Below are 23,242 nucleotides of genomic sequence, written 5' to 3'. Positions count from 1 at the left end.
GCCCGGCCGCGCCGTCGTGGCCGTCACGCGGGCTGGTCACCGGACCGCCGTCGCCGTGGGCGTCGCTCATGCCGCCGCTCCCTTCAGGACCGCCGCGAGGATGGTGGAGGTGGCCGACCAGTCGGCCAGGGCGGGCCGGCGGGCGCGGGCGGCGCGGCGCAGCCGCTCCCGCAGGTCGGCGTCGCCCAGCCAGGCGCGCAGCGCGCCGGCCAGCGCCGCCGGGTCGTCGGGCGGCACCAGCAGGCCGGGGCGCTCACCGTCGGGGGCGCGGCCGAGCGCCTCGGGCACGCCGCCGACGTCCGTGGCCAGCACCGGGATGCCCCGCGCGAGGGCCTCGGTGACGACCATCCCGTACGTCTCGCCGTGCGACGCCAGCACCAGCAGGTCGGCGGCGGCGTACGCGGCGGCCAGGGCGGGGCCGGTGCGCGGCCCGAGCAGTTCCACCCGCCCGGTCAGGCCGGACCCGGCGGCCTGCCGGCGCAGCCGCCGCACGTGGGCGGGGTCGCGGGTCAGCGTGCCGACGCAGGCGCACCGCCACGGCAGGTCCGCCACCGTCGCCAGGGCGGCCAGCAGCACGTCGTGCCCCTTGTGCGGGGCGACGGCCGCGACGCAGAGCAGCGCCGTTCCGGCGGCCGTGCCGCCGGCGAGCGGGGCGGGGTCGACCCCCGGCGCGGCGACGTGGACCCGGTCGGCGGGCAGCCCGTACCGGTCGATCAGCCGGCGGCGGGTCCACTCGCTGGTGGCGACGACGGCCGTGGCGGCGGCCAGGGCGCGGGCCTCGGCGTCGTCGTCGCGCGGCATGTGCACCAGCACGACGAGCCGCAGCCGGCCGGCCTGCGCCCGCAGCTCCTGCGGCGTGACCGAGGCGACGAGGCCGTCGAGGAGCGCCACCGCGTCGTCGGGCAGGGCGGCGAGCCGGGCGGCGAGGTCGGCCCGCGCGGCCGGGCCGGGCGTCGGCCAGTCGCCGGGAACCGGATGCTCGTGGACCCGCCAGCCGGCGTCGGCCAGCGCGGCGCAGGCCCGGCGGTCGTAGTGGTTGCCGCCGCTGGGCGTGGCCGGGTCGTCGATGTCGCCGGGGAGCACCACGTGCACCTCGGGCCGGGCGGCGGCGGGGACGCCGGCCGGCGCGCCCGGGGCCGGGGCTGTCACAGGGGCCGCTCGTAGCTGGCCCAGGCGACGTGCGACTCGTGCAGGGTGACGGTGATCCCGGCCAGCCCTTGCGCGCCCGCGCCGAGGTCGCCCGCGTGCACCCGGTCGGCGAGCCGGTCGGCGACCGTGCGGGCCAGCACCTCCGTGGTGGTGTTCACCCCGGCGAACGCGGGCTCGTCGTCGAGGTTGCGGTAGGTCAGCTCGCCGAGGACGGCACGCAGCTGCTCGGTGGCCAGGCCGATGTCGACGACGATGCCGTCGGCGTCGAGGTCGGGCCGGCGGAACGTGGCGTCGACGACGAAGGTGGCGCCGTGCAGGCGTTGCGCCGGGCCGAAGACGTCGCCGCGGAAGCTGTGGGCGATCATCATGTGATCGCGGACGGTCACGCTGAACACGGGTCACTCTCCTGGTAGGTGATGAGGTGGCACAGGGCGGGCAGGCTGCCGTCGGTGAGGCCGGCGAGCACGTCGGGCAGTTCCGCGAACGGCGAGCTGCCGGTGAGCAGCGCGTCGAAGGCGGGGTCGGCGAGCAGCTCCAGGGCGAGGGCGAGCCGGTCGGCGTGCGTGCGGCTGCCCCGGCGGGCCGGGGCGACCATGCCCACCTGGCTGCTGCGCACGGTCAACCGGCCGGAGTGGAACGCCCCGCCCAGCGACAGCCGCACCGCGCGGTCGCCGTACCAGCTCAGCTCCAGCGCCGTGCCCTCCGGGGCGAGCAGCTCCAGCGACCGCTGCAACCCCTCGGAGGTGGCGCTGGCGTGCACCACCAGGTCGCGTCCGCCGGTGGCCCGCTCGGGGGTGGCGAAGTCGACGCCGAGCGCGGCGGCGACGGCGGCCCGGGCGGGGTCGGCGTCGACCAGCTCGACGCGCACCCCGGGGAAGCGGGCGAGCAGCGCGGCGACGCCGCAGCCGACCATGCCCGCTCCGACGACGCTCACCCGGTCGCCGAGCAGCGGCGGGGCGTCCCACAGGGCGTTCACGGCGGTCTCCACGGTGCCGGCGAGCACGGCGCGGGCCGCCGGCACCCCGTCGGGCACCGGCACCACGGCCGAGGCCGGGACGACGTACGCGCTCTGGTGCGGGTGCAGGCAGAACACGGTCCGCCCGCGCAGCCCGGCCGGGCCCTGCTCGACGACGCCGACGCTGAGGTAGCCGTACTTCACGGGGGCCGGGAAGTCGCCCTCCTGGAACGGGGCGCGCATCGCGGCGTGCTGGTCGACCGGGACCCGGCCGGCGAAGACGAGGGTCTCGGTGCCCCGGCTGACGCCCGAGTAGCGGGCCCGCACCAGCACCTCGTCGGGCCCGGGGGTGGGCAGCGCCGCCGGGCGGATCTCCCCCACCCCGGGCTCACGCAGCCAGAACGCGTACGCCTCGCCGGTCACCGGAGGGTCCTCGTCGTCACGTCGTCCTCCTCGTGTCGTCCGCCGCACCGAACCGTTCGGCCGGATTCTCCGTGTTGTCTGTCGACAGCCTGTCGAACGGCAGTCTCTCGATCATCAAACACGGAGGCACGGTGCGCAGGGTTCAACACGGTCCGCTGGCGGGACTGGTCAGCCTGTTCGTCCTGCTGGCGGGGATCGGCGCGACCGTCGGCCTCGGCCCGGCGGGCTGGCTCGCCGGCACGGCGTACGGGATGGTCCTGAGCGGGCTGCTCGCCCGGGCGCTGCGCGGGGCGGGCGGCTCCGGCCTGGGGCCGGCGGACGTGGTGACGTTGGGCCGGGCGGTGCTGATCGGCGGGGTGACGGCCCTGGTGGCCGACGGCTTCACCCGGGCCGTGCCGGTGCCGTTGCTGGTCGGCCTCGCCGCCGTGGCGCTGCTGCTCGACGCCGTCGACGGGCAGGTGGCGCGGCGCACCGGCACCGCGAGCGACCTCGGGGCCCGGTTCGACATGGAGGTCGACGCGTACCTCATCCTGCTGCTGGGCGTGCACCTGGCGCCCACGGCCGGGGTCTGGGTGCTGACCCTCGGCGCGATGCGGTACGCCTTCGTGGCGGCCGGCTGGACGTCGCCGTGGCTGCGTGGGTCGCTGCCGCCGCGGCGGTGGCGTAAGGTCGTCGCCGCGCTCCAGGGCATCGTCCTGGTCGTCGCCGCGGCCGGGGTCCTGCCGCCGGTCGGGGCGACGGTGCTGCTGGCCGGGGCGTTCGCGCTGCTCGTCGAGTCCTTCGGGCGCGACGTCGGGTGGCTGTGGCGGCACCGCCCGGTCGCCGGGCGCGACGGCGCGGCCCTGCGCCGGGACGACCCGGTCCGGGTGCCGGCCCACCTGCCGGCCTGACCGCCCACCGGATGCACGGGAGAGAAGACGACGTGACGAACCACCCGGGCGACCCGACCGATGCGGCCGGCGACGGCCCGCCCCGCGCCATTGGCGACGCCACGACGGGCGACGCCACCGGCAACGACACGACGGGCGACGCCACCGGCGACGGCACGGGCGGCGACGAGGGCCGGCGCGCGGCGGACGACGCGGGCCGGCCGGCCGCGCTGCCGGGGCGGGGTCGACGGGTCCGCCGCGCGGTGACCGGCACCCTGGCCGCGCTGCTGGTGGCCGCCGCCCTCACCGCCCCGGACCAGTTGCGGGAGCTGCGCCCGGCGGCGTTCCTGCGGCTGCCGGTCGAGGCCCTGGTCGTCGCCGCCGGGCTGCTCGCCCTGCCGGCGCGCCCCCGCCGGGTGGCCGCCGCCCTGACCGGGGCCGTGCTGGGGCTGGTCACCGTGGTCAGGCTCACCGACCTTGGCTTCCAGGTCGCCTGGGACCGCCCCTTCGACCTGGTGTCGGACTGGGTGCTGTTCGACGACGCGTACGGGTTCCTCGCCGGCTCGATCGGCCGGCCCGGGGCGGTCGGCGTCGCCGTGGGTGTCGTGCTGCTGGCCGTCGCCCTGCTCGTGACCCTGGCGCTGGCCGCGCTGCGCCTGGCCGCGCTGCTCGCCCGGCACGACACCGGGGCGAGACGGGCCGTCGCGGCGCTGACCGTGGGCTGGGTCGCCTGCGCCGCCTTCGGGGTGCGGATCGTCCCCGGGGTGCCGGTGGCCGACAGCGGCGCGACCGCCATGGTCCGTTACCACGCGGCCCAGGTGCGCGGCGGGCTCACCGACGGTGACGTGTTCGCCGCCGAGGTCGCCGCCGACCGGTTCCGGGACACGCCGGGCGACGAGCTGCTGACCGCGCTGCGCGGCAAGGACGTCGTCGTCGCGTTCGTGGAGAGCTACGGCCGCGACGCGGTGGAGGAGCCGGAGTTCGCGCAGGTCGGCGCGGTGCTCGACGAGGGCACCCGGCGGCTGCGGGCGGCCGGGTTCGCCTCCCGCAGCGCCTACCTGACGTCCCCGACGGCGGGGGGCGGAAGCTGGCTGGCCCACGCCACGCTGCTGTCGGGGCTGTGGATCGACAGCCAGCAGCGGCACCGCAGCCTGCTCGCCACGGACCGGCTCACCCTCGGCGGGGCGTTCCAGCGGGCGGGCTGGCGGACGGTCGGGGTGATGCCCGGCGCGCTGGCCGACTGGCCGGAGGGGAAGTTCTACGGCTACGACCGGTTCTACCCGGCCCGGGAGCTGGGCTACCAGGGCCCGAAGCTGGGCTACTTCCTCATGCCGGACCAGTACGCCCTGTCGGAGTTGCAGCGCCGCGAGCGGTCGGCCCCCGGCCACCCGCCGGTGATGGCCGAGATCCCGCTGACCTCCAGCCACTCCCCGTGGACGTCGTTCCCCCGGGTCATCGACTGGGACGACGTGGGCGACGGCTCGGTCTACCACCGCAACTCGGCGGTGGCCGACGTCGGCGGCAAGCCGGTGCGCCGCACCGCCGCCCAGATCCGCGCGGACTACCGGCGCACCATCGAGTACACGCTGAAGTCGCTGATCTCCTACGTGGAGACCTACGGCGACGACGACCTGGTGCTGGTCTTCCTCGGCGACCACCAGCCCGCACCGGTCGTCACCGGCGAGGACGCCAGCCGGGACGTGCCGGTCACCGTCGTGGCCCGCGACCCGAAGGTGCTCGACCGGATCGACGGCTGGCGGTGGCAGGACGGGTTGCGGCCCGGGCCGGACGCGCCGGTGTGGCGGATGGACACCTTCCGGGACCGCTTCCTCACGGCGTTCGGGTCCCGGCCGGGGGAGTCCGCGCCGCCGGCCGCCGCCCCGCGCTGACCCGGCGCACGCCCAGGGTCAGGCGGCCTCCCGCCCGGTGCGCGGGTGCTCGGGCCGGGCCGGCGCGGCGGGCCGGGGGCGGGGCGCGGGGGCCGGCGCTCCCGCGCCGGCGTCGCCCCGGGCCAGCCGCATGGCGCGCTCGGCGTTCAGCAGCGGGTCGCACGGGGCCTGTCGGCCGCCGCAGAGCAGGTTCTGGCAGCGGCCGGCGGCGTCGGGCTGGTGTGCCTCGGCGACGTCGTACGCCAGCCGCCACAGCAGCATGTCCGTCACGTCGCTCGGCGGAGCCGTGTCGTGACTGGACCGGTGGTGCGTTGTGCCGGACACGCGGAAACCCCTCTCGTCGTCGCTACCCGAACAGGTTGACCGGCATTCCGGCCCGCTAAACCCGCCCCGGGCAGGCGGTTGGTCACACCCCGCCGATTGTCGTCCCCCGCCGCAAATGCGGTTGCCGGCGTCGCCCGGCCTCTGCTGTGCTCGTCGTGAGCCGTCCGATCGAAGGGAGCAGTGCCATGCCCGACTCGTCGAGGTCCGCCGCCAGCCCGAGGTTCGTCCCCCTTCCGGATGCGAGGCTTCATGAGTACGTCGACCCCGGGGCGCACGCCCCAGGCGAGCACCACTAGTCCCCACCGTTTCGCCGCCGCGCCCGCGCCCCGGCACCGTCACGACGGGGAGGCCGGCTGATGTCGATCTTCGACGATCCCGGCCTGTTCGGTCGGCTCTGGGCGGCCGGCTACGACACCGGCCCCAACCCCGACCCGGCCCCGGCCGTGGACTTCCTGGCCGACCTGGCCGGCGGCGGTCCCGTGCTGGAGCTGGCGATCGGCACGGGCCGGGTGGCCCTGCCCCTGGCGGCGCGCGGCCTCGCCGTCGAGGGCGTCGAGGCGTCGCCGGAGATGGTGGCGCGGATGCGCGCCAAGCCGGGTGGCGACGGCATCCCGGTGGCGATCGGCGACATGGCCGACGTGCCGGTGACGGGGCCCTACCGCCTGGCCTACCTGGTGTTCAACACGCTGTTCAACCTCGTCGACGAGTCCCGGCAGCAGGACTGCTTCCGCAACGTGGCCCGGGTGCTGGCGCCCGGCGGCGCGTTCGTCGTCGAGGCGTTCGTCCCCGACCCGGCCGGCTTCGACCGCGACGAGCAGCTCCAGGTGCGCGAGGTGACCGAGGACTCGGTGACCCTGCGGGTGCACCGGTACGACCGGCCGGCGCAGCGGTTCGTCCGGCAGACCATCGTGATCGACGGCCGGGGCGCACGGCTGGAGCCGTTCGCGATGCGGTACTGCTGGCCGGAGCAGATCGACGAGCTGGCGGAGCGGGCCGGGTTGCGTCTCGCCGCGCGGTACGCCGACTTCGACCGGCGGCCGTTCGACGCCGACAGCCGCTCGCACGTCTCGGTGTACCGCCTGCGGTGACGCGCCCGACACGCCGGCCGGCACCCCGCCCGGCCGGCGCGTCGGGGCCGCCCGGCCAGGCGCGGCTTCCCCACCCGCGACGGACCCGAGTGGTCCAACCAGTTGACGGGTTGATGTGGGCCGGGCCACACTGCACCGCATGACCTTCGTCCCTGTCCCCCGGGGTTCCGTCTCCGACCACGTCTTCGCCCAGCTCCGCGACGCCGTCGTCAGCGGCGCGTACCGGCCCGGGGACACCCTGCCCGGCGAGCGGGAGCTGGCCGCCGCGTTCGCGGTCAACCGGCACGCCGTGCGCGAGGCGCTGCGCCGCCTGCAACAGCTCGGCCTGGTCCGGGTCAGCCAGGGCGGCGCGACCCGGGTGCTCGACTGGCGGGTGCACGCGGGGCTCGACCTCGCCCTGTCCCTGGTCCGCTCCGGCGACGTCCTGCCGGTCGACACGCTCGTGCGGGACATGCTGGAGATGCGCGCCTGCATCGGCGTCGACGCGGCCCGGCTCTGCGCCGAGCGGGCCGACGCGGCGACGCGGGACACCGTCACCCGTGCCGTCGAGGAGTACGCCGCGCTCGCGCCCGACCTGCCCCGGATGGCCGAGGCCAACATCACCCTGTGGCGGCACGTGGTGCGCGGCTGCGGCAACACCGCGTACCTGCTGGGTTTCAACAGCCTCGTGGCCGGCGCGCTCGCCGTCGGCGAGGTGCCGCCGCAGCGGCGCGCCGCCGAGCTGCTCGACGTCGCCGGGCACCGGCGGCTCGCCGAGGCGATCGCCGACGGCCGGGGCGACGACGCCGCGCGGCAGGCCCGGTCCCTGCTCACCGCCGCTCTCGCCACCCCCGCCGCGCCGGGACGGGAGTGCCGCGCATGATCCCCGCCGTGCTCTACGCCGTGCCCGCGTTCCTGCTGCTCATCGTCGTGGAGGCGGTGTCCTACCGGTTCGCCCCCGACGACGACGAACGCGGCTACGAGCTGCGCGACACCGCCACGAGCCTCACCATGGGGGCGGGCAGCCAGGTGATCGGCTTCCCGTGGAAGCTGCTCACGGTCGGCCTGTACGCCGGGCTGTGGGCCCTCGCGCCGGTGCAGCTCTCCCCCGCCAGCGTCTGGACCTGGGTGCTGCTGTTCGTCGCCGACGACCTGGCCTACTACTGGTTCCACCGCACCCACCACGAGGTGCGGCTGTTCTGGGCCAGCCACGTGGTGCACCACTCCAGCAGGTTCTACAACCTGTCGACCGCGCTGCGGCAGAGCTGGACGCCGATGACGTCGCTGCCGTTCTGGCTGCCGCTGGCCCTGCTCGGCATCCCGCCGTGGATGATCTTCCTCCAGCAGTCGGTCAGCCTGCTCTACCAGTTCTTCCTGCACACCGAGCGGGTCCGGGTGCTGCCCCGGCCGGTCGAGTGGGTCTTCAACACCCCGTCGCACCACCGCGTCCACCACGGCGTGAACGCCGAGTACCTGGACCGCAACTACGGCGGCATCCTGATCGTCTGGGACCGGCTGTTCGGCACCTTCGAGCCGGAACGCGCCCCCGCCCGGTACGGGCTGACCACGAACATCGGCACCTACCACCCGCTGCGGGTGGCCACCCACGAGTACGCGGCGATCTGGGCCGACATGCGCGCGGCGGCGTCCTGGCGGCACCGGCTGGGCCACCTGTTCCGCCGGCCCGGCTGGCGGCCGCCGCCGGCCCCGGCGGTGGCCGTCCGGGCCGCGCAGGCCGCCCGGTGAGGCGGCTCGTGCCGTTCGGGCTGGTCGCCGCCGTCGAGCTGGTCGGCGTGGCGCTCGACAACCTGGTGCTCCAGTGGCTGACCAAGCCGCTGCTCGCCCCGCTGCTGCTGCTCTGGCTGCTGCGGCCCGGCCCCGGGCGGCCCGGCGGCGGGCGGCCCGGTGACGGGCGGGCCACCGACGGCGCGGCGCACACGGACAGGCGGCAAGGCTCCGACGGGCGGCGGCGCTTCGACGCGTTCGCGCTCGGGCTGGTCTTCGCCACGGCCGGCGACGTGGCCCTGCTGCTGCCCGGCGAGCCCGCCTTCCTGGTCGGCATGGGCTGCTTCCTCGGCACCCAGGTCAGCCTCGTGGTGGCGTTCACCCGGCACCGGCGGCCGCCCGTGGCGGTGGTCGCCGGCTACCTGGCCCTGTGGGCGCTGGCCAACGCCGCCCTGTGGGGTCCGCTCGGCCCGCTGCGGCTGCCGGTGCTCGGCTACAGCCTCGCGCTGTGCCTGATGGCCGCCGCGGCGGCCGGGGTCTCGGGGCGCGCGGCGGCCGGCGGGGCGCTGTTCCTGGTGTCCGACCTGCTGATCGGCGTGGACGCGGCCGGCACGACCCTGCCCGGCCACGGCCTGCTGGTGATGGGCACCTATGTCGCCGCGCTGCTGCTGCTCACGACGGCGTGGGCGGCGGCCGGCGCACCCGGCGCGCCGGGCCGGACGCGCCGGGCCGGGGCCGACCCCGCGGCGCGGCGCGACCCGGCGACGCCCTGAGCCGCCGCCGGCCCGCCCCGGTGCCGCGCACTGAGCCGCCGGCCCGCCCCGGTGCGGGGGCGGGCCGGCGGCGGGCGGGAGCGTGGTCAGCGCCGGCGGCCGTACGCGCCCGCGACGAGCGACACGCCGATCGCGGCGAAGACGACCTGGATGAACAGCTCGATCCAGTCGACGCCCGCCGTCTCGTCGACCCCGAGCACGCCGGCGACGAGGGTGCCGAGGATCGCGGCCACCACGCCGATCAGCAGGGTGAGCCAGATCGGGATGCTCTGCTTGCCGGGCACGACCAGCCGGCCCAGCGCGCCGATGATCAGACCGATGATGATGGCGGTGAAGAAACCGGTGACTTCCACTGGGCCGATCCTCTCGAACGGTTGTCGCGTGCACCTCCACGGTGCCCCCCGCGGCCCGGGCGGCAAACCCTCCGCGACCCGGCCGGCGGATTCTTCACACGACTGTCATGGTCCCGCCCGGCAACCGTCATGCCGCCGGCCGGGCGCGGTCAGCCGGCCGAGTGGGCGTGCCGGGCGGCCCGCTCGGCGAGCCACAGCCAGCGGCGCTGGACCTCCCCGCCGGTGGCCGCGACCATGGCGAGGGCGTCGCCGCGCACGGCGGTCAGGGCCGCCGCGTCGGCGGTCGGGTCGTCGAGCAGGGCCGCGCCGTCGCGGAACGCCTCGGCCTCGGCCGCGCCGCCGAAGCGGGGGGCGACCTCGTCGCGCCAGAAGTCCGCCCAGGCCAGCTCGGGGTTCCAGGTGAACCGGGCGTACGCAAGATAGCTGATCTCGTTGGTCGGGTGGTAGGCCGCAGCCTCGGCGAAGATGGTCAGCCCCCGCATCCCGGCCGCCCCGCAGCGGGCCGCCATGTCGGCGTACATCTCGGGCACCCAGGAGTGGCGCTGCCGGTTCCACTGCGACCCGGCGTGGGTGCGCAGCACGTTCGTGGTGTGCGGCAGCCGGTCTACGTGGGCGGCGGTGAGCCGGTCGCGCTGGTCGTACCAGAAGCCCCGGTTCACGCAGTACTGGTAGGCGACGTCGTCGGGCAGGTCGGCCAGGGGCCGCTGCGCGTCGAGGTCGAAGATGTTGTCCCAGTAGACCTCGACGAGGTGGCGCAGCGGCACTCCGGCCGGGCCGGGGCGGCGGGCGGTCTCCAGCAGGGTCGGGTAGACCGCGCGCATCGCCTCGTAGGACCAGGAGGTGCGCTCGCCGCCGGTGCGCTCGCCGCAGCGGGCGCAGGCGCAGCTGCCGTAGTCGCCGGTCTCGAAGTTGATCCCGCCGACGGGCAGGGTGTCCAGCAGCCAGTCGATCGCGTCGCGGTGCCAGGCGAGGTTGTCCGGCTGCGACGGGCAGGCGGCCATCATGTACTCGCTGGCCGGGAAGTGCAGGTCGCCGAACTCGTCGATGTCGAAGCCGACCTTCTTCGGCAGCTCGGCGGCCAGGTCGGGGCGCTGCCGCAGCCAGGTCGCCAGGTTGTAGCGGTGCCGGCCGTCGAAGTAGATGCCGCCGTAGGCGTTGACGCCGATCCCGGCGATGATCCGCACGCCCCGGGCGTTGGCGTACTCGCACAGGTCGCGGGCCGCCTCGACGCCGCCGTGGGCGTCGCGCAGCAGCCCGTACACGACGATGCCGCCGATCCGTTCGCGGCTACAGAAGTCGACGAGCCGCCGGTAGTCGGCGCCGAACGCGTCGGCGGACTTCGCGTACGGGTTGAGCGCGCCGATCTCCTGCTGGCCGAGCTGCCGGGTGTCCCAGTTGGTCGAGTGGTCCCAGGTCCACAGGGTGCGCAGCGGCAGCCCGGGCGCGGCGGCGGACGCGCCGACGGGCAGGCCGGCTCCGGTGGCCCGGCCGACGAGGTCGCGGGCGGCGTAGACCAGGCCGGCGAACGGGTCGCCGGTGAGCCGGATCTCGCCGGCCTCCGGCACGTCGACGCGGTGGCCGCCCTCGGGCAGCGCCGGGTCGACGGCGAGGCGCACCGGCACGGCATCCGGGCCGCCGTCGCCCCACGCCGCGCGCAGCAGGGCGGCGGCGTACGGCGCGTGCTCGGCCCCGAGCACCCGCACGCCGGGAACCTGGCGGTACGACGACATCATGTCCTCCCGAGGGTGTGGCTGGTGGCGGCGAGGAAGTCGATCACGTCGAGCGTGGTCCACACCCCGTGCCGCCAGTAGGGGTCCTGTGCGACCAGTGCGCGGGCGGCGGCCGCGTCGGCGGCCCGCAGCACCAGCACGGAGGCGGTCAGGTCGGCGCGCGCACCGGCGACCAGGGCGACGCCGTCGGCGAGCAGGGCCCGCACGTGCGCCAGGTGCGCGGCCCGGTGCGGTTCGCGCCGGGCGGCGGCGTCGGCGGCGAAGACGGCGGTGACGAGGTACGTCGGCTCGAACCGCAGGGGCGCGCCCGCGTCGGGGGTCGACCCGCTCACGGGCCCGGTCCCGCCGCCGCCGCTCACAACGCTCACGCCGAGGCCCCCGTTCGCGCCCGGCCCGCTCACGGCTCGGCCCCGATCGCGCCGAGGAGCCGCCGCATGGCGACCCGGTAGACGGCCTGCGGGCGGCCCGCACCGGTGCTCACGTGCACGCCGACCTCCTCGGCGAAGCCGGCCGCCCGCAGGGCCTTGAGCAGGCGGCGGGCCGAGCGCGCCTCCACCCCGTACGCGTCGGCCAGCCCGCGGGCGGTGACCTGGTCGGGGTCCATCTGGTGCAGGGCCTCCAGCAGCCGCCGGGTCGACAGCGGCCCGATGCGCAGCTGCTCGGAGACCCGCAGCACGCCCGGGGCGGTCTCCCGCAGCCGGGGGCGCACGGCGGTCTCCCGGCTGGAGTAGACCTCGCCGTCGGGGAAGACCACGTGGGTGTCGCCGCTGTGCCGGCCCAACGCGAGGGCCTTGCGGGCATTGTCCTCGGCCGCGGCGATGGTGGTGCCCGCGCCGAAGCCGACGGCGTGCCCCACGTCGACGCCGCGCAGGGTGAGCAGGGAGGCGTGCCCGTCGCGGTGCCGGGCGATGGCGCTCTCCACGGTGCCCCGCGTGGTGGTGATCACCATGGTCCGGTCGTCGACGGTGGCGAGCCGGCCGCGCATCCGCTCGGCGTGCTCCAGCAGCGCCTCCCGCACCCGCAGCCGCTGCCGCTCGGCCTGGTACGGGTCCTGCGCCCGGTGCGTCGACGCGCCGAGGTCGACCATCATCACGGCGATCTGCGTGGCCCGGGACTGGCGCACCTCGGCGGCGAGCCAGGCCCGGCGCAGCGCGTCGCGCACCGAGGCGCGGGTGTGCTCCACGCGCCACACCGGCACCCCGCTGTCGGCCAGGTCGCGGTGCACCGCGCCGAGGCAGGTCAGGCACGCCTCGACCGCGCCGGAGGCGTAGCGCTCACGGTGGTAGGCGGTGATCTCGTCGAGGCCGGAGAAGAGCAGCCCGGAGGAGTCGGCGATCGGCAGGATCTCCGTCGGCGGGGCGACCTCGATGTCGTGGTACGTCTCCCGGACGATCTCGGCCTCGATGGTGTCCACGCTGACCCGGGGCAGCTTCCCGCCGGTGGCCAGCAGCATCCGCGACAGGGTCCGGTAGAGGTCGATGCCGGCGTGCGGGACGTAGTCGATCTCGGCCCGCAGGTCGCCGGCCGCGCTGGCGAAGGCGTACGGGATGCGGCCGGTGAACAGCAGCACCTGGCACACCTCGTCCAGCTCGCGGGCGAGCTCGGGGGCCTGCTCGGGCCGGGTGTAGGCGCGCGCGGTGACGCTGTCCGCGCGGCCCTCCCCGGCCGCCACCTCCTGCACGAGCCGGATCGAGTCCTCCGGGCCGATGATCCCGATCACGATGCTGCCTCCATGTCGTGCGCCGCTGGCCAGGTGGGCGGGGTGCTCAGCCGGTGCAGACCGTGCCGGCGAGGCCGGCGCTGACCGGCGACGCCAGCAGGACCAGCACCGAGGCGACGTCCTCGGGGCGACCCAGCGCGGCCTCGACCGCGGCGATCCGCCCGCCGTCGGTGCCGTTGGCCCGCGCCTCGTCCAGCGACCGCCGCATCAGCGGCGTGTCGATGTCCCCCGGGCAGAGCGCGTGCACACGGATCCCCTGTGGACCGAGCTGACGGGCCAGCGTGAGCGCCAGTCCGTGCAACCCTCCCTTACTCGCGCCGTAGGGTACCGAGCCGGAGCCGGTCTGCACGCCCGCCTTCGACCCGACCAGCACGAGCACCCCGTCGCGGGCGCTCAGGTGCCGGGCGGCGTGCTTGGCGACCAGGAACGGGCCGGTGAGGTTGACGGCGATGACCCGCGCCCACAGCTCGACGGGCACGTCGCGCACGTCGAGGCCCTGGCCGCGCATCACCCCGGCGACGTGCAGCACGGCGTCGACCCCGCCCAGCTCGGCGGCCACGGCGTCGAGCGCCCCGGCGACCTCCTCCTCGACGGTGACGTCCACGCCCCGGGAGCAGGCCGTCGCCCCGGCGGCACGGGCCTGCGCGGCGGCGCGGGCCGCGCCGGCGGCGTCGGCGTCGAGCACGGCGACGGCCGCGCCGGCCTCGGCGGCGGCGGACACGGTGGCCAGGCCGATGCCGGACGCGCCGCCGACGACGACCACCCGCCGGCCCGCCAGCAGACCGGCACGGTCGCCGCCATCGGCCAGCAGACCGGCACGGTCGCCGCCATCGGCCAACAGACCGGCACGGTCGCCGCCGTCGGCCAGCAGACCGGCGCGGTCGCCGCCGTCGGCCAGCAGACCGGCGCGGTCGCCGCCATCGGCCAGCAGACCGGCGCGGTCGCCGCCGTCGGCCGGTGGGCGGTCGCCACCCACCGGCGCGCCGGCCGGGGCGTCGCTCACGGCCGGACCGTCCGGCGCACCGCGTCGGCCACGGTCGCGGCCTCGGGCACCACGACGGCCTGTAGGGCCGGCGCGGCGGGCATCGGCACGTCCGGGGCGGCCACCCGGGCGATCGGCGCGCGCAGGTCGGCGAAGCACTCGGCGGCGGCCCGGGCGGCGATCTCCGCGCCGAACCCGCCGGTGAGGTTGGCCTCGTGCGCCACGACCAGCCGCCCGGTGCGCGCCACCGACGCGGCGACCGTGTCGAAGTCGAGGGGGTTGAGCCAGCGCAGGTCGACCACCTCGACGTCGATGCCCTCCCCGGCCAGGGTGGTGGCGGCGTCGAGGGCCGCCGACACCATGCGGGACCAGGCGACGACGGTGACGTCGGCGCCGGACCGGACGACCCGGGCCCCACCGACCGGCTCCACCGGGGCGTCGGTGCGCACCGGGCCCCGGGTCGGGTAGAGCATCCGGGCCTCGGCGACGACCACCGGGTCGTCGCTGACGACGGCGGTGCGCAGCATCTGGTACGCGTCGTCGGGGGTGGCCGGCAGCGCCACCCGCAGGCCGGGGGTGTGCGCGAAGTACGCCTCCGGGGAGTGCGAGTGCTGGGCGCAGGCCCCGGGCGAGTAGCCCTGCTGCATCCGGATCACCAGCGGGGCCCGCCACCGCCCGGCGCTGGAGTAGCGGATGGTGGCGATCTGGTTGACGATCTGGTCCATCGCCACGAACGAGAAGTCGGCGTACATGATCTCGGCGATCGGCCGCAGCCCGGTCATGGCCGCGCCGAGGGCCATGCCGAGGAAGCCGGTCTCGGAGATCGGGGTGTCGAAGATCCGGTCGGAGCCGAACCTCTTGTGCAGCCCCTTCGTCGCGCCGAACGGCCCGCCGGGCAGGGCCACGTCCTCGCCGAAGTAGACGGTGTCGGTCCGGCTGTCCAGGGCCCAGGTGAGGGCCGCGTTGACGGCCTGGATGTAGCGCAGCGACTCAGACATAGACGTGCTCCCTCGCGGTCGCCGGGTCCGGATGGGGCACGGCGCGGGCGGCGGTGACGGCGGCCTCGATCTCGGCGTCGACCTCGGCGTCGATCGCGTCGAGCCGGGCGGTGAGGTCCGCGTCGGCGGCGGCGCGGATGCGGGCCAGCGGTTCCCGTTGCCGGGCGGCGGCGATCTCGCCGGCCGGGCGGTAGTGCTGCGCGTCGCCGCTGTAGTGGCCGACCAGGCGCTCGGTCATGGCCTCCACGATGGACGGGCCGGAGCCCTCGCGGGCCCGGTCCACGGCCTCGGCGACCGCGTCGTACACGGCGTCGGGGTCGTTGCCGTCGACCACCCTGCCGGGCAGGCCGTAGCCGGCGGCCCGCTCGGCGAGCTGCTTCACCCGCACCATGTCGGAGATGCGCGACATCTCGGAGTAGACGTTGTTCTCCACCACCAGCACCAGGGGCAGGTCGAGCACGGCGGCGAGGTTGAGCGCCTCGTGCACGTTGCCCTGGTTCATCGCGCCGTCGCCGATGCTGACCACCGACACCGCGCCGCTGGCGGTGCGCTGGGCGGTGAGCGCCGCGCCCGTCGCGATCGGCACCCCGGCGCCCACGATGGAGTTCTCGCCGACGAACCAGCGCCCCGGGTCCGACAGGTACGGCGAGGCAGCGCGCCCGCCGCACAGCGCCGAGTCGCGGCCCATCATCTCGGCGAACAGGCCGGTGAGGTCGACGCCCCGGGCGATCGCCCAGCCGTGCCCCCGGTAGGTCGCGGTGACGTGGTCGCCGTCGCGCAGCGCCCGGCAGGCGCCGACCGGGACGGCCTCCTGGCCGTTGCACAGGTGGATCGATCCCGGGATCTCGCCGGCGTCCTTGAGGGCGGTCAGCCGCTCCTCGAACCGGCGGATCCGGGCCATGAGCCGATAGTCGTCCGGCAGCCCCATCACATCCCCCAGAGATAATTGAGCCTTATTCCGACTCGTTGGTTGAGGAGCCTAGACCAGCAGTCCAGGGCTATGGAAGAGTGCTGAAGCAAGTTTGTGGCCGTTATTGGTCTCTAATTTGGGAGCGGGCATGGAGATCGTCGAGGTCGAGTCGGCGGTGCGCGGCGACGCGCACTTCGTCCAGGTGCACACGGCGGACGGGCTGACCGGGGTCGGCCAGTCCGCCTGCTGGGGCTACCCGACGGCGGTGCACGCCGTGGTGGAGGCGTTCCGGCCCTACCTGATCGGGGCGGACGCCGGCCGGATCGAGCACCACTGGCACCACCTGTACCGGATGGGCCCGTTCCGCGGCTCGGTGCTCACCGCCGCCGTCTCCGCCGTCGACCTGGCCCTGTGGGACCTGCTCGGCAAGCGGCTCGGCGTGCCGGTGTGGCAGCTGCTCGGCGGGCGGGTGCGCGAGAGGATCCGGCTGCACCTGCTGCTGGGCGGCACCGGCGCACCGGCCCTCGCCGCGGAGGCCGCCGCCGCCGTCGCCGACGGCTTCACCGCCGTGAAGTTCGACCCGCTGCCGGCGAACTACGGCGACCTGTCCCAGGCCCGCCTGGTGGCCGAGACCGAGGCCACCACGGCGGCGGTGCGCGACACCGTCGGCGCGGACGTCGACCTGCTGATCGAGCTGCACCGCAAGCTCACCCCGTTGCAGGCCGAGGCGGTCGTGCCGGCGCTGGCCCGGCACCACCCGCTGATGGTGGAGGACGCGATCCAGATCGACAGCGTGAGCAGCCAGGCCGGGGTGCTCCGGCGGGCCCCGGGCGTGCCGATGGCCAACGGGGAGCGGCTGCACACCATCTGGGAGTTCAAGGAGCTACTCGCCCAGGGCGGCGCGCAGTACGTCCGGCCCGACGTCGGGCTCGCCGGCGGCCTCAGCCACGCCCGCAAGATCGCCGCGCTGGCCGAGGCGCACCACGCGGCCGTGGTCACCCACAACTGCCTCGGCCCGCTGCTCACCATGGCCTCCGTGCACCTGGACACGGTCATCCCGAACTTCGTCACCCAGGAGTACTCGCCGCTGGACGACGCGCTCGCCGACGGCCCCGCCCGGGCCTGCGTGCGCCGCGAGGGCGGCTTCCTGCCGGTGCCGCAGGACCCCGGGCTGGGCGTCACCCTGGACCTGTCCGACCCGACGCCGCTGGACCTCACCGGCCGGCCGCTGACCCGCATCCCGCTGCGCGCCGACGGCTCCGTCGCGTACGCGGTGTAAGGAAGGGCCCCCTGTTAACGCCTGCGGTAGAGAAGGGTTCCCTTCTCACCGCAGGCGCAGGTGGGGGCGGCGCGGGGTGCGGTGGGGGCGGCGCGGGGTGCGGTGGGGGCGGCGTGCGCCTCCGCTAGGCGGGCGGTGGGTGGCCGGGGTGGTGGAACACCCGGTGCGCCCACAGCGGCTCGCCGTCGGCGTCGGCGATCTCGGCGAAGAGGTGGGCCAGCGAAGCCGTCCACCGGGCCTGCACCGGCGAGGCGGCGGTGACCGCGCCGGCGTGGGCAAAGCCCGCGCGGGTGCGCAGCACGCAGATCAGCAGCAGGTCGCGCCGGTAGATGGCGTACTCGTAGATCCCCGCCTCGTCGAGCAGCGCGGACAGCTCCGGCCACACCTCGGCGTGCCGGCGCTCGTACTCGGCCTCGGCGCCGGGGCGCAGCCGGTACAGGTGGCACACCTGCTCCCCCGGACCGGCCGTCGCGCCCGTCGCGCGCCGGGCCGGGCCGGCGTCTCCCGTCGCGCGCCGGGCCGGGCCCGTGTCCCCGGCCGGCGGACGGTCGGGGCCGGCGCCCGCCGGGGCGGTCACTTGCCGGAGCCGGCCAGCGCGCCGGAGACGAGCTGCCGCTGGAAGACCAGGTAGATGATCAGCACCGGCAGCAGCGCGACGATCAGGCCGGCGCTGACCAGCGGCACCGACACGTCGTACTGGCCGCTGAGCAGGGAGACGCCGACCATCAGCGTCTTGCTGTCCGAGCCGCCCATGATGACCAGGGGCAGCAGCAGGTCGTTCCACATCCAGACGAAGTTGAAGATGGCCAGCGCCGCCAGGGCCGGGGTGGCGATGGGGGCGAGCAGCCGGAAGAGGATGGTCAGGTGCCCCGCGCCGTCGACCCGGGCCGCCTCGATCAGCTCGTCGGGCACCTGCTGGAAGTAGCCGGCGAGCTGGTACGTGCCCAGGGGCAGCCCGAACGCCGCGTACGCCAGGATCAGGCCCTGGTATTCGCCGGACATGCCCAGGTCGAGCACGGTCTGGTAGAGCGGATAGATGATCGCCTGGCTGGGGATGGTCAGGGACACGATGATCAGCAGGAAGACGATCTTGCCGCCGCGGAAGCGCAGCTTCGTCACCGCGTACGCGACCAGCAGCGCGGCGAGCACCGACAGCACCAGCCCGCCGACGGTGGTGATCAGCGAGTTGAGCAGCAGCCGGGGCATGTTCATCCGGCGGAACGCCTCGAGGTAGTTGTCCAGGGTGATCCCCGCGGGCAGGCCCAGCGGGTCGTCGGCGAAGCCGGCCTGCGTCTTCACCGAGCTGACCACGGTGAACAGCAGCGGGTAGATCGCCGCGACGGCGACGACGACCAACGCGAACGTCAGCAGGTAGCGCCCGATGCGGGCGGAGTGGCGCGCGTTCATCGCGGCTTGCGGGTCCCCTCTGTGAACATGTGCCGCACGCTGAAGATCGACAGCACGGCGACGAAGACGAACAGGGCGATGCCGATGGCCGAGCCGTAGCCGCGGTCGAGGAACTGGAAGGTGGTCAGGAAGACCAGGTACTCGGGAAGCATGGTGGCGTCGCCCGGCCCGCCCTGGGTCAGCGCGTAGATCAGCGGGAACAGCCAGATCAGCACGCCGGAGGCGCAGAGCACGCTCCAGTACGCCACGGTCGGCCGCAGCATCGGCACGACCACCGAGAACAGCCGCCGCCAGAAGCCCGCCCCGTCGAGGTACGCCGCCTCCAGCGTCTCCTCGGGGATGGTGGCCAGGCCGGCGAGGTAGGTCATCACGCCGAGGCCGAAGAAGCTCCACAGGGCGACCGCGACCAGCGAGAACAGCGCGCTGTACCGGCCGTTGAGCCACTCGATCGCCAGCGGCTGGAGGCCGACGCCGCGCAGCAGGGCGTTGAGCGGCCCGTCGGGGGCGAGGATCTGCCGGAACATGATGCCGACGACGATGGGCGCGATGGTGTACGGCACGAAGTAGACGGCGCGGAAGAACTTCCAGCCCGGCGAGCGCTGGTGGATGAGCAGCGCCAGCACCAGCGGGATCACGATCCACACCGGCAGGGTGGCCACCACCAGCAGGGCGTTGCGGAAGCTGGTGCGCACCATCGGGTCGTCGAACATCCGGGTGTAGTTGTCGGCCCCGGCGAACTCGCTGCCGCCGAACCCGCTGGACGCCTCGAAGCTGGTGAGCACGCCCCGCACGAGGGGCACCAGCTTGAACAGCACGACCAGCACGAGCGCGGGCAGCACCAGCGCCGCGCCGAGCCACCATTCCCGGGCCTGGCCCGGCCGGTGGGCCCGGCGGCGGCGCGGCGCGGGCGGAGCGTCGGCGGCCACCGGCTCCGGCGCGGTGGAGATCGTCATCAGGGTTCCTCCCCCGGGGCTGGCCGGGCGGGGCGACGAGGCTCGCCCCGCCCGGGGTGGCTACTTGGTCTGCTTCTTCGTGGGGCTGCGCTCCAGCGCCTGCTGCATCTGCTCGGCCCACTTGTCGACGGTGAGCTGGCCGAGGGTGACCTGCTGCCAGCCGCGGGCCAGGGCGTCTGCCTCGGGGCCGGAGAGCATCACGCCGGCGTGCAGGGTCGGCTGGGCCACCAGCTCCTGAATCTTCAGGAAGGCCGGCGAGGAGGGCAGCAGGGCCTTGTCGACGTTCTTGTTCAGCGGCTGGCCCTTGCCGTACTTGACCCACAGCTCGCCGTTCTCCTTGCCGGCGAGCCAGGTGATGAACTCCAGGCCGGCCTGCTTCTTCTGGCTCCACTGGGTGACGCCGTAGACGGCCCCCTCGATGCCGGAGAACCTCTGGGCCAGCGGGGCCGCCGGGTCGATCGCCGGCCACCGGGTGACGCCGAGCTTGTCGTCGCCGAGGGCCTTGCCGAACGCCTCCCAGTTCACCGCGTCGGAGATGATGGTGCCGGCGAACGCGGCGTCGCCGCGCTGGAAGATGTCCGCGCCGTCGGGGAGCATGGTGATCGACGGGGCGTTCTTGTTCGCCCAGCCCTTGGTGGTGATCTCGGCGAGCTTCTCCAGCACCGCGACGAGCTTCGGGTCCTTCCAGGACAGCTTGCCGGCGAGCAGGGCCCGGATGTCGTCCTCGGTGAGATAGTTGCGGGCGATCTCCGGGAAGTCCCAGTACGCCGGGAAGGTGCCGGAGAGCCCGAGCGCGAGGCAGGTCTTGCCGGCCTTCTTCACCGCGTCGCAGGCCGCGCCGAACTCGTCCCAGGTCGCCGGGGGTTTCTCCGGGTCCAGGCCGGCGGCGGTCAGGACGGCCTTGTTGTAGTAGAGGACGTTGCCCTGGTAGGAGAACGGGACGCCGTAGCAGGTCTTGCTGGTGTCGAAGCCCTCGCAGGCGCCGCTGTAGGTGACCAGGTCCTTGGTGATCTCGGCGGCCTTGTCGCCCAGCGGCACGTACGCGCCGCGCCGGTCGAACAGCTCCAGGCCGGCGTTGTTGGCCATCACGTCCGGCCCGGACTGCGAGGTGATGTACGGGCCCTGCACCTCGGGGTACTTGTCGAAGGGGACGGACTGCATCTCCAGCTTGATGTTCGGGTGGCCGGCCTCGAAGCTGGTCTTGACCTGCTTCCAGTACTCGGTGCCACCGGGCTCCCAGGTCAGCACCTTCAGGGTGACCGGGCCGTCGGTGGCGTCGTCACCGCCACCGCCGCATCCGGTCAGCAGCGCGGCGGCCGCCATGCCGGCGGCGAGGGCGCCGGCCAAACTCCGTCGAAACATCGGGTAGCTCCTGTCACAAGTGGGGGCTCTGAGGGACGCGGCGGGCCGACCCGCCGGCGGAGGCGCTGTCGACCACGGCCTCGGCGACCCGGACGACGTGCAGGCCGTCGGCGAGCGGGACGACCGCCGTCGGCTCGGTGCCGTCGATCCGGCCGAGGAAGTGCCGCAGCTCGGCGGCGAGCGCGCCGCCGCCGTCGACCGGGGAGAGGAGCCAGTCCGGCGCCTCGGTCGGCTCGCCCTGGACGAGCAGCGTGGGGTGGCCGAGGTCGACGTGCGCGACCCCGTCGGTGCCGTACACCTCGACCAGGTCCGAGGTGTGGTTCGGGGTGTGTTCGGGCAGCAGGTAGCTGTTGCGGATCGACGACACGACGTCGTTGGCGTGCCGCAGCTCCGCCCACACCAGGACCGGGGTGGCCGATCCGGGTCGGGTCCGGGCCGCCGCGCGCACCTCGACCACGGGCGCTCCGGCGTACCAGAGGGCGAGGTCGATGTCGTGCACGGCGGTGAGCAGCGCGGGGTGCTCGCGCGGGAAGATCCGGCTGAGGGTGCGGGGCCGGTCCCGGCGCGACGACACGGCGAGCACGTCGCCGATCCGGCCGGCGCGGACCGCGTCGTGCAGGGCCCGGTGCGGGGCGCTGTGCCGCAGGATGTGCCCCGGCTGGCAGAGCACGCCGGCGCGTTCGGCGGCGGCCACGATGGCGGCGGCGTCGGCGGCGGTGGCGGCGAGCGGCTTCTCCACCAGCACGGGCACCCCGGCGGCGAGCAGGTCCACGGCGACCGCGCGGTGCGCCGGGCCGGGGACGCACACCGACGCGGCGTCCGGCCCGGCGGCGGCCAGCAGCTCGGCCACGGAGGCGTACGTCCGCGGCACGTCGTGCTCCGCGGCCACCCGCGCCCGGGTCGCGGCGTCCGGCTCGACCAGGGCGGACACGGCCACCCCGAGCGACCGGTACGCGGCCAGGTGCCGCACGCCGAAGGCCCCCGCGCCGACCACGGCCACGGACGGGCGGCTCATGCCCCGACCGCCCCGGCGGAGGCGGCGGCCGGGCCTGCGGCGACGGTCGGGCCGCCGGGGTCGGCGTCGGTGGCGCGCCGCGCGCCGGGGAGCTCCCGCGCGCCGGGGGCGTCGGCGGCCTCCGGTCGGGCGGGGGCGTCGGCCGCCTCCGGCCCGGCGAGCCGGCCGGCGAGGACGGCCCGGGTGAGGCGGTCCAGGGCGGCCACGCCCGCCCCGATGCACCGCTCGTCGACGTCGAAGGCGCCGGAGTGCAGCGGCGCGCCGCCGCGGTCGCCGGTCACCCCGAGCTTGACGTACAGGCTGGGGCCGAGCGCGCCCAGCAGGGCGAAGTCGTCGGTGGTCAGCGGCGGCTCGGTCAGGTCGACGACGTCGACCACGGCGGGCAGCTCGGCGTGCGCGAGGGCCACCAGCGGCGCGGCGTTGCGCACCGGGGGCATCTCGTTGGCCCAGGTGAACCGCAGGCCCAGGTCGAGCGCGGCGGCCTGCTGCCGGGCGATGCGCTCGACGACCTCCTTGAGCCGCGCGCGGGTGCCCTCGTCGTGGGTGCGCAGGGTGCCGGTCGCCTCCGCCCGCTCGGCGACCTGGCTCTGGCTGGCCCCGCCCGCGATCGTGCCGATGTTGAAGGCGACCAGCTCGTGCGGGTTACGGGAGCGGGCGACCCCGGCGTGCAGGAGGTTGACGATGCCGGCGAGGCCGAGGATGGCGTCGCGGCCCAGGGCGGGGGTGGCGGCGTGCGCGGCGCGGCCGAGCACCTCGACCCGGAAGGCGTCCTTGGCCGCCATCGCGGTCTCCCGGTCGACGCCGACCGCGCCGACCGGCAGGTCGGGCCAGCAGTGCAGGCCGAGGACGGCGTCGAAACGCCGGCCGCGCAGGGCGTCGTCGGCGAGCACGGCGGCGGCGCCGGAGTCCTCGCCGAAGGGGATCTCCTCGGCCGGCTGGAACAGCACGGTCACCGTGCCCCGCTCGGGCGGGTCGGCCGCGAGCCGGGCCGCGACGCCGGCGACCACGGTCATGTGCACGTCGTGCCCGCAGGCGTGGCAGACGCCCGGGTTGCCCGACGCCCAGGGCACCTCCTTGGCGTCCTGGACCGGATAGGCGTCCATATCGGCCCGAAGCAAGACCGACGGCCCTGGGGCACGCCCTTCGATCTCGGCGACGAGACCGGTGCCGGCGACGCCGGAGCGAACCCGGGCGATCGGGGCGAGCCGGCCGGCAAGGACGGCCGCCGTCTGCTGTTCGGTGAACCGCAGCTCAGGGTGCTGGTGTAGCTGCCGTCGCAGCCGCACCAGATCATCAACACCCTCGTACGCCTGCACCACGCGGACCACCCCTCGCCTGCGTCCGATAATCCGGACCTAA

22 protein-coding genes and 2 pseudogenes are annotated in these 23,242 nt (G+C 75.5%); 7 read left to right on the top strand and 17 right to left on the bottom strand.

Annotation, left to right across the window (positions count from 1 at the left end; translation table 11 throughout):
* Positions 1 to 66: 66 nt before the first annotated feature.
* From O7628_RS26575 to O7628_RS26565, 3 genes are read right to left on the bottom strand one after another with little or no spacing between them, the layout of a single operon-like run.
* A complete protein-coding gene (locus tag O7628_RS26575) occupies positions 67 to 1,092 on the bottom strand; it encodes a glycosyltransferase family 4 protein (RefSeq protein ID WP_278136412.1) in 1,026 nt (341 codons plus the stop codon).
* Positions 1,093 to 1,145: 53 nt separating this feature from the next.
* A complete protein-coding gene (locus O7628_RS26570) occupies positions 1,146 to 1,544 on the bottom strand; it encodes a 6-carboxytetrahydropterin synthase (RefSeq protein WP_074479127.1) in 399 nt (132 codons plus the stop codon).
* Positions 1,532 to 2,527: a zinc-binding alcohol dehydrogenase gene (locus tag O7628_RS26565; protein ID WP_278134676.1), complete on the bottom strand. Its 996-nt coding sequence runs from the start codon at positions 2,525 to 2,527 to the stop codon at positions 1,532 to 1,534. Before O7628_RS26565 ends, O7628_RS26570 begins: the two co-directional genes overlap by 13 nt.
* Before the next feature lie 131 nt (positions 2,528 to 2,658).
* Here O7628_RS26565 and O7628_RS26560 point away from each other — a divergent pair.
* Positions 2,659 to 3,342, top strand: a pseudogene (locus O7628_RS26560) (CDP-alcohol phosphatidyltransferase family protein); the annotation flags it as partial.
* 299 nt (positions 3,343 to 3,641) lie between these two features.
* Positions 3,642 to 5,285, top strand: a pseudogene (locus tag O7628_RS26555) (sulfatase-like hydrolase/transferase); the annotation flags it as partial.
* An 18-nt stretch (positions 5,286 to 5,303) separates the two neighbouring features.
* Here O7628_RS26555 and O7628_RS26550 read toward each other — a convergent pair.
* Positions 5,304 to 5,609, bottom strand: coding sequence for a hypothetical protein (locus O7628_RS26550; protein WP_278134673.1), 306 nt, complete (start codon positions 5,607 to 5,609; stop codon positions 5,304 to 5,306).
* 356 nt (positions 5,610 to 5,965) lie between these two features.
* Between O7628_RS26550 and O7628_RS26545 the strand changes: the two genes are divergently transcribed.
* The 4 genes from O7628_RS26545 (at position 5,966) to O7628_RS26530 (ending at position 9,174) form a co-directional block, all read left to right on the top strand.
* Positions 5,966 to 6,697, top strand: a complete 732-nt coding sequence (locus tag O7628_RS26545; protein WP_278134672.1) for a class I SAM-dependent methyltransferase — start codon at positions 5,966 to 5,968, stop codon at positions 6,695 to 6,697.
* Between the two features lie 139 nt (positions 6,698 to 6,836).
* On the top strand, positions 6,837 to 7,559 hold the full coding sequence (locus tag O7628_RS26540) for a GntR family transcriptional regulator (protein WP_278134669.1): 723 nt from the start codon (positions 6,837 to 6,839) through the stop codon (positions 7,557 to 7,559).
* Positions 7,556 to 8,422, top strand: coding sequence for a sterol desaturase family protein (locus O7628_RS26535; RefSeq protein ID WP_278134667.1), 867 nt, complete (start codon positions 7,556 to 7,558; stop codon positions 8,420 to 8,422). Before O7628_RS26540 ends, O7628_RS26535 begins: the two co-directional genes overlap by 4 nt.
* The gene (locus O7628_RS26530; RefSeq protein ID WP_278134665.1) at positions 8,419 to 9,174 is read left to right on the top strand and encodes a lysoplasmalogenase; all 756 of its coding nucleotides are present in this window, start codon (positions 8,419 to 8,421) and stop codon (positions 9,172 to 9,174) included. Before O7628_RS26535 ends, O7628_RS26530 begins: the two co-directional genes overlap by 4 nt.
* An 86-nt stretch (positions 9,175 to 9,260) precedes the next feature.
* Here the strand turns inward: O7628_RS26530 and O7628_RS26525 are convergent, their stop codons facing one another.
* The 7 genes from O7628_RS26525 to O7628_RS26495 form a co-directional block, all read right to left on the bottom strand.
* On the bottom strand, positions 9,261 to 9,527 hold the full coding sequence (locus O7628_RS26525) for a transglycosylase (RefSeq protein ID WP_074479123.1): 267 nt from the start codon (positions 9,525 to 9,527) through the stop codon (positions 9,261 to 9,263).
* A gap of 149 nt (positions 9,528 to 9,676) precedes the next feature.
* Positions 9,677 to 11,257: a hypothetical protein gene (locus tag O7628_RS26520; protein WP_278134662.1), complete on the bottom strand. Its 1,581-nt coding sequence runs from the start codon at positions 11,255 to 11,257 to the stop codon at positions 9,677 to 9,679.
* A complete protein-coding gene (locus O7628_RS26515) occupies positions 11,257 to 11,589 on the bottom strand; it encodes a YciI family protein (RefSeq protein WP_278134659.1) in 333 nt (110 codons plus the stop codon). Before O7628_RS26515 ends, O7628_RS26520 begins: the two co-directional genes overlap by 1 nt.
* Positions 11,590 to 11,654: 65 nt before the next feature.
* On the bottom strand, positions 11,655 to 12,977 hold the full coding sequence (locus tag O7628_RS26510; protein WP_278134657.1) for a hypothetical protein: 1,323 nt from the start codon (positions 12,975 to 12,977) through the stop codon (positions 11,655 to 11,657).
* Positions 12,978 to 13,023: 46 nt separating this feature from the next.
* A complete protein-coding gene (locus O7628_RS26505) occupies positions 13,024 to 13,980 on the bottom strand; it encodes an SDR family oxidoreductase (RefSeq protein WP_278134655.1) in 957 nt (318 codons plus the stop codon).
* Positions 13,977 to 14,957 carry a transketolase C-terminal domain-containing protein gene (locus O7628_RS26500; protein ID WP_074479119.1) on the bottom strand — a complete coding sequence of 327 codons (981 nt, stop codon included), beginning with the start codon at positions 14,955 to 14,957 and terminating at the stop codon, positions 13,977 to 13,979. Before O7628_RS26500 ends, O7628_RS26505 begins: the two co-directional genes overlap by 4 nt.
* Positions 14,950 to 15,885 (bottom strand): thiamine pyrophosphate-dependent dehydrogenase E1 component subunit alpha, encoded by a 936-nt coding sequence (locus O7628_RS26495; protein ID WP_074479135.1) that lies wholly within the window; start codon positions 15,883 to 15,885, stop codon positions 14,950 to 14,952. The genes O7628_RS26500 and O7628_RS26495 overlap by 8 nt, the downstream gene beginning before the upstream one ends.
* Before the next feature lie 130 nt (positions 15,886 to 16,015).
* Between O7628_RS26495 and O7628_RS26490 the strand changes: the two genes are divergently transcribed.
* The gene (locus O7628_RS26490) at positions 16,016 to 17,146 is read left to right on the top strand and encodes a mandelate racemase/muconate lactonizing enzyme family protein (RefSeq protein WP_278134651.1); all 1,131 of its coding nucleotides are present in this window, start codon (positions 16,016 to 16,018) and stop codon (positions 17,144 to 17,146) included.
* A 124-nt stretch (positions 17,147 to 17,270) separates the two neighbouring features.
* Here the strand turns inward: O7628_RS26490 and O7628_RS26485 are convergent, their stop codons facing one another.
* From O7628_RS26485 to O7628_RS26460, 6 genes are read right to left on the bottom strand one after another with little or no spacing between them, the layout of a single operon-like run.
* Positions 17,271 to 17,723 carry an L-rhamnose mutarotase gene (locus O7628_RS26485; RefSeq protein WP_278134649.1) on the bottom strand — a complete coding sequence of 151 codons (453 nt, stop codon included), beginning with the start codon at positions 17,721 to 17,723 and terminating at the stop codon, positions 17,271 to 17,273.
* Positions 17,720 to 18,553 (bottom strand): carbohydrate ABC transporter permease, encoded by an 834-nt coding sequence (locus O7628_RS26480; protein ID WP_178064584.1) that lies wholly within the window; start codon positions 18,551 to 18,553, stop codon positions 17,720 to 17,722. The genes O7628_RS26485 and O7628_RS26480 overlap by 4 nt, the downstream gene beginning before the upstream one ends.
* Entirely contained in the window at positions 18,550 to 19,506 is a 957-nt protein-coding gene (locus O7628_RS26475) for a sugar ABC transporter permease (protein ID WP_278134646.1), read from the bottom strand. Before O7628_RS26475 ends, O7628_RS26480 begins: the two co-directional genes overlap by 4 nt.
* A 60-nt stretch (positions 19,507 to 19,566) precedes the next feature.
* Complete coding sequence (locus tag O7628_RS26470; RefSeq protein ID WP_278134645.1) at positions 19,567 to 20,868, bottom strand: extracellular solute-binding protein; 1,302 nt, start codon at positions 20,866 to 20,868, stop codon at positions 19,567 to 19,569.
* A gap of 13 nt (positions 20,869 to 20,881) precedes the next feature.
* Positions 20,882 to 21,883: a Gfo/Idh/MocA family oxidoreductase gene (locus tag O7628_RS26465; RefSeq protein WP_278134642.1), complete on the bottom strand. Its 1,002-nt coding sequence runs from the start codon at positions 21,881 to 21,883 to the stop codon at positions 20,882 to 20,884.
* Positions 21,880 to 23,202, bottom strand: coding sequence for a M20 family metallopeptidase (locus O7628_RS26460; RefSeq protein ID WP_278134640.1), 1,323 nt, complete (start codon positions 23,200 to 23,202; stop codon positions 21,880 to 21,882). The genes O7628_RS26465 and O7628_RS26460 overlap by 4 nt, the downstream gene beginning before the upstream one ends.
* Positions 23,203 to 23,242 lie beyond the last annotated feature (40 nt).

The sequence above is a fragment of the Micromonospora sp. WMMD956 genome (genome assembly GCF_029626125.1).
Taxonomy (GTDB): Bacteria; Actinomycetota; Actinomycetes; order Mycobacteriales; family Micromonosporaceae; genus Micromonospora; species Micromonospora carbonacea.
The sequence above is the reverse complement of the archived record's forward strand: the minus strand, read 5'-3'. Positions and strand labels throughout refer to the sequence as shown.

Coding starts and splice junctions, on each gene's coding strand:
- O7628_RS26545 (WP_278134672.1), top strand. CDS start 5,966: ATGTCGATCTTCGACGATCCCGGCCTGTTCGGTCGGCTCTGGGCGGCC.
- O7628_RS26540 (WP_278134669.1), top strand. CDS start 6,837: ATGACCTTCGTCCCTGTCCCCCGGGGTTCCGTCTCCGACCACGTCTTC.
- O7628_RS26535 (WP_278134667.1), top strand. CDS start 7,556: ATGATCCCCGCCGTGCTCTACGCCGTGCCCGCGTTCCTGCTGCTCATC.
- O7628_RS26520 (WP_278134662.1), bottom strand. CDS start 11,257: ATGTCGTCGTACCGCCAGGTTCCCGGCGTGCGGGTGCTCGGGGCCGAG.
- O7628_RS26500 (WP_074479119.1), bottom strand. CDS start 14,957: ATGTCTGAGTCGCTGCGCTACATCCAGGCCGTCAACGCGGCCCTCACC.
- O7628_RS26495 (WP_074479135.1), bottom strand. CDS start 15,885: ATGGGGCTGCCGGACGACTATCGGCTCATGGCCCGGATCCGCCGGTTC.
- O7628_RS26490 (WP_278134651.1), top strand. CDS start 16,016: ATGGAGATCGTCGAGGTCGAGTCGGCGGTGCGCGGCGACGCGCACTTC.
- O7628_RS26480 (WP_178064584.1), bottom strand. CDS start 18,553: ATGAACGCGCGCCACTCCGCCCGCATCGGGCGCTACCTGCTGACGTTC.
- O7628_RS26475 (WP_278134646.1), bottom strand. CDS start 19,506: ATGACGATCTCCACCGCGCCGGAGCCGGTGGCCGCCGACGCTCCGCCC.
- O7628_RS26470 (WP_278134645.1), bottom strand. CDS start 20,868: ATGTTTCGACGGAGTTTGGCCGGCGCCCTCGCCGCCGGCATGGCGGCC.
- O7628_RS26465 (WP_278134642.1), bottom strand. CDS start 21,883: ATGAGCCGCCCGTCCGTGGCCGTGGTCGGCGCGGGGGCCTTCGGCGTG.